Below are 3,872 nucleotides of genomic sequence, written 5' to 3'. Positions count from 1 at the left end.
TGACTAAGGGAATAGAATCATCTAATGACTAATGAAGACAGACTGCAACTTCCTAAGATACAGTTATTGGTTCTTTTTTTATCTAGTTGCTTCTTCATACTTCCTTGTGTTTTCAAGCTCAATGTTTTAGCTAGTTGTACTTTTGCATTCGTCATTTTTTTCTATCTGTTCAGTGAAATAGACTGGTTGCGTAAGTACTTTGATTTGTCCAATAAACAGTTAGCGCTTAACATAGTCTTAATTGCAATTAGTGGGCTTCTGGCCTTCGAAGTGTTTTTTATGTTCGCTCTGGTTGCCATATTTCCTGTTTCTAAATTCCATAAAACTTAGGTACTCTGTATTGGCAAAGTCACATAACAAAAAAATCAAGTTCGCCCGCTGCGCGGGCTGGGACGCAAACATGCGGGGCGGCTTCGCCATTTTGCCCCACATGCCTGCGCCCCTTATTTAAAAGTTATGTGAATCGTGGATTTCTACATGAGTGAGAAGTTTTCAAAAATAGAACATTACATCATAGCTAGTGACACTGGTGGTCGCGATGGTATTGGCGTCGAAATATATGTAAATAACAATATGGTCATGGAAATCTTCCGGGAAGACACTAAAAAGAAAAGAGAAGTTACTCTGTTCCAAGATGAGCTAGATTTAGAACTAGTCGAACAGGCAATCGCTCTTTTCAAAGAAGAGATACCCGAGGACTTTCAAGATTAAATCAGCAAATTCACATAACAACCCAATCAACGCACTCACTTCGTTCGCTGGGACGCATACACGCGGGGCGGCTGCGCCATTATGCCCCACATGCCTGCGCCCGTTATTGGAAAGTTATATTTCAAAGGGTGAGCATGGATTATAGAGCGATGTTCGTATCTTTATTAGTTGGATTTGTGGTGTGCTTTCCTATTATTAAGTATCTTTTTAAAGCTGTTTTAGTTACAGATAGTGAATTTGAAAAAGAATACGAAAAGGAAACAGGTAACAATATGATAAATGATTTCCTATTTTCTTATGGCTTTAATGAGACAACAGTTAATGTGTATGCCAAAGCATTTATTGTTGTAATTTTGTTGCCGATTATCCCTATTTCATTCGTCGCTGTGCCAGTTTACTTTTTAATTCAGTGGTTATTTTAAGTTGCAATATAACAAGAAAATAAAGTCACTCGCTATCACTCGTTGGGACGCATACACGCAGGGCGGCTTCGCCATTATGCCCTACGTGCCTGCGCCCCTTATTTAAAAGTTAGCAGCCTTCGATGAATTTGACCGAAAAATACACTAAATATTTAAATCAAGTTTCTTGGATCGTGGCGGAGATACCACTTCTAATCCCACCGGCAATAGTTGCTTATTTATTTCATCCGAATATGGACTACCCCGTTAAGCTAATCATCGTTGGCTTTTTATCGGTAGTAGTAACACTGTTTAATAGCTATATTGGCATTAGGGCAGTATTCAAAAAGGATATTGAAACTACATTTAACTTTTTAGTACTCCCTTTTTCTATGGCCGTTTTTGTACTTTATTTAGGTTTTAATTAGGTCGGCTGCTAACAAACAACTGTTGTCGTTCGCTCGCGCTCACTGGGACATAAACATGCAGGCTCAGTCGCTCCGCTCCAATTTTAGCCTGCATGTTTATGCCCCAAAGTAGGGTGTTATGTGCCAGTCGGATATCACACAATTGAACATCTATGAATTTAAAGATACTGCAAAGAAGGCATTATGGACCGCGGTCATATTTTACTTAAAACTTCTTATTATCTTCTTTCCTTTATCTTTGTTCATGCATTGGCCTGAAAACACCGATTTTAGCGTAGACCTTCTTTCAAAAATTCTTTTGGCATTCCTGCAAAGCCCCTTATTTGCCATCATGCCTTGCATTTTATTTTTCCTATTTTTGTTTATCGGTATTGCAGGCAAAAGGACTAATCAGTAATGTCTCATAACAACCCAATTAACACGCTCACTGCGTTCGCTGGGTCGCTTACACGCGGGGCGGCTTCGCCATTATGCCCCACATGTCTGCGCCCGTTATTGGAAAGTTATGTGCTAGTAGGTTAATTGAAAATGGAAGACCTGAAAGGGATGACAATAAATGAAAGGTTATTTGTGTTAAAAGCAACCGAATCATTTGATGCAGCTATCAAGTCAAAAAATAGCAAAGCCGCTATCGAAATTCTTGAGCAATGTGGATTGAGTTATTCATCTGCCCTTGAAACAGTTTCTTCAATTTTCAAAAATCCTGAACGTTATGGGTACTAAGAGTTGGCTCAAGGTATTTTATATTTCGCACATAACAAAAAAATTATGTCGCCCGCAAGCGGGCTGGGACACAAACAGGCAGGCGGCTTCGCCATTGTATCCTGCCTGTTTGTGCCCCATATTTAGGTGTTAGCTACCAAAATGTGAATCAAGCTTTTCTAGAAGTTCTAAACCTTTCTTTTTGTCTCCAGTAGCAGCAATCGCCTTAAACCTTACCTCAGTATCAAACTCAGCTATCGCTTGTGTAGACAGCTCTTCTATTAATTTGTTTAAGCTCAACTTTTTATGCGCAGCCAGAGCCTTCAATCGATTATGCTTATCGTCTGGTAAACGTACAGTTAAAGTAGACATATTAAACTCCTCTCAAATAATCTTCTGGCGCTAACACTTTTAAACCGTCAAATTGTAATTCCGCATTTCGCAGATCTTTCAAGTTGTTCGTAATAATGCTCTCGGCATTTCCTGCTACTGCAAGTTCAATGAGAAAATTATCGCCTTCGTCTTTTAAATTTGGCCGCCACAAATAATGTATTTGCACCCATTCGCACACACTAAAAAATGCTGCTAATAAATCGTTCACTTCGCCCTCGGTAAGCGGACATAATTCTTTGATTTTGTCTCGCTTACTTACTGCTTCGTATTCCAAAAATAAGGTCGTGCTAATCAACGGCTTTAACCGACCCAACAAGCATTGCCGTACCACTTCTCGGGCTGGCCCTGTTTTGCCAATCAGGGCGCTAATAAGTACACTGGTATCGATAACTACTTTATTCATAATTTATATGCTAGCGTATATGCTATCACTTTTCAATTTAACGATGGTAGCTAACAACTCAATGAACACACTCACTGCGTTCGCTGGGACGCATACACGCGGGGCGGCTTCGCCACTATGCCCCACATGTATATGCCCGTTATTGAAAAGTTAGAAGGCGTCAGCCTTAACTGCGTTTGGCTTTATAAAACCACCAGTTCAACCACCCTCACCTGCTTTCACTAGCATCGCTCTGGCTTTTGGTGGTTTTAACTTCGCCGCATTAACTTCAAAGGTTGCGCATTAGGCGCTTTATCGCCAAGTTCTTATTCAACGTCAGCAAGCGCCAATGCGTCCGACAGTTCAAATGGCGGCTTGCTTCAGTCAAATCAAAACCATCACTGCACAGTCGTTTTACTTGTTTGTGTTAATAATCAATCGTATGCTGGCTTCATTAGTTTTTAATTAGGCCAAAGGAACAGGCTCTGCTTCTAACAAGGCGCTTAAGTCACTCCCTTCGGTCGTTCGGACGCATTTACGCGGGGCGGCTTCGCCATTATGCCCCACGCAACTGCGCCGCTTAGCTTAAAGTTAGAACTTACAAGGATGAATATGAAAAGATTACTTTTTTTAACTACCGCTACGATATTTTTAGCATCATGTGCGACCTATGAAGCACCCACTTTAAGCACTTCAGAAACCCTAGACTTCACTCATAGCAAAGTAGCGGCGGAAGAATATTGGATACCCGCAAAATTAGTAACGCCTAAATATCCAGTATCAATCGCTAAAGATAAAGTTGCTGGGTGCTCCCGCTTCAAAATATCTATCAATAGTGACGGTAAGACTGTAAAT

General features: G+C 40.6%; 6 protein-coding genes and 1 pseudogene. 5 read left to right on the top strand and 2 right to left on the bottom strand.

Annotated features, from left to right (window positions below; translation table 11 throughout):
• The first annotated feature begins 477 nt into the window (after window positions 1-477).
• From AC27HD_RS18725 to AC27HD_RS18710, 4 genes are all read left to right on the top strand, one after another.
• On the top strand, window positions 478-711 hold the full coding sequence (locus AC27HD_RS18725) for a hypothetical protein (protein ID WP_487107790.1): 234 nt from the start codon (window positions 478-480) through the stop codon (window positions 709-711).
• Window positions 712-845: 134 nt separating this feature from the next.
• Window positions 846-1,133 carry a hypothetical protein gene (locus tag AC27HD_RS18720; RefSeq protein WP_487107788.1) on the top strand — a complete coding sequence of 96 codons (288 nt, stop codon included), beginning with the start codon at window positions 846-848 and terminating at the stop codon, window positions 1,131-1,133.
• 122 nt (window positions 1,134-1,255) lie between these two features.
• Window positions 1,256-1,540 carry a hypothetical protein gene (locus AC27HD_RS18715; RefSeq protein WP_487107786.1) on the top strand — a complete coding sequence of 95 codons (285 nt, stop codon included), beginning with the start codon at window positions 1,256-1,258 and terminating at the stop codon, window positions 1,538-1,540.
• A 528-nt stretch (window positions 1,541-2,068) separates the two neighbouring features.
• Window positions 2,069-2,263 (top strand): hypothetical protein, encoded by a 195-nt coding sequence (locus AC27HD_RS18710; RefSeq protein ID WP_279321762.1) that lies wholly within the window; start codon window positions 2,069-2,071, stop codon window positions 2,261-2,263.
• A 129-nt stretch (window positions 2,264-2,392) separates the two neighbouring features.
• Here the strand turns inward: AC27HD_RS18710 and AC27HD_RS18705 are convergent, their stop codons facing one another.
• Together AC27HD_RS18705 and AC27HD_RS18700 are read right to left on the bottom strand one after the other, a co-directional pair.
• Window positions 2,393-2,614 (bottom strand): toxin-antitoxin system HicB family antitoxin, encoded by a 222-nt coding sequence (locus AC27HD_RS18705; RefSeq protein ID WP_032096746.1) that lies wholly within the window; start codon window positions 2,612-2,614, stop codon window positions 2,393-2,395.
• A gap of 1 nt (window position 2,615) precedes the next feature.
• The gene (locus tag AC27HD_RS18700; protein ID WP_032139785.1) at window positions 2,616-3,038 is read right to left on the bottom strand and encodes a putative toxin-antitoxin system toxin component, PIN family; all 423 of its coding nucleotides are present in this window, start codon (window positions 3,036-3,038) and stop codon (window positions 2,616-2,618) included.
• 591 nt (window positions 3,039-3,629) lie between these two features.
• On the opposite strand from AC27HD_RS18700, the pseudogene AC27HD_RS18695 reads away from it, so the two are divergent.
• Window positions 3,630-3,872: pseudogene (locus AC27HD_RS18695) on the top strand (hypothetical protein); the annotation flags it as partial.

The sequence above is a fragment of the Alteromonas sp. 4NS20-0143 genome (assembly GCF_057542855.1).
Note: the sequence above shows the minus strand (reverse complement) of the source record. Positions and strands in the feature narration are given on the sequence as shown.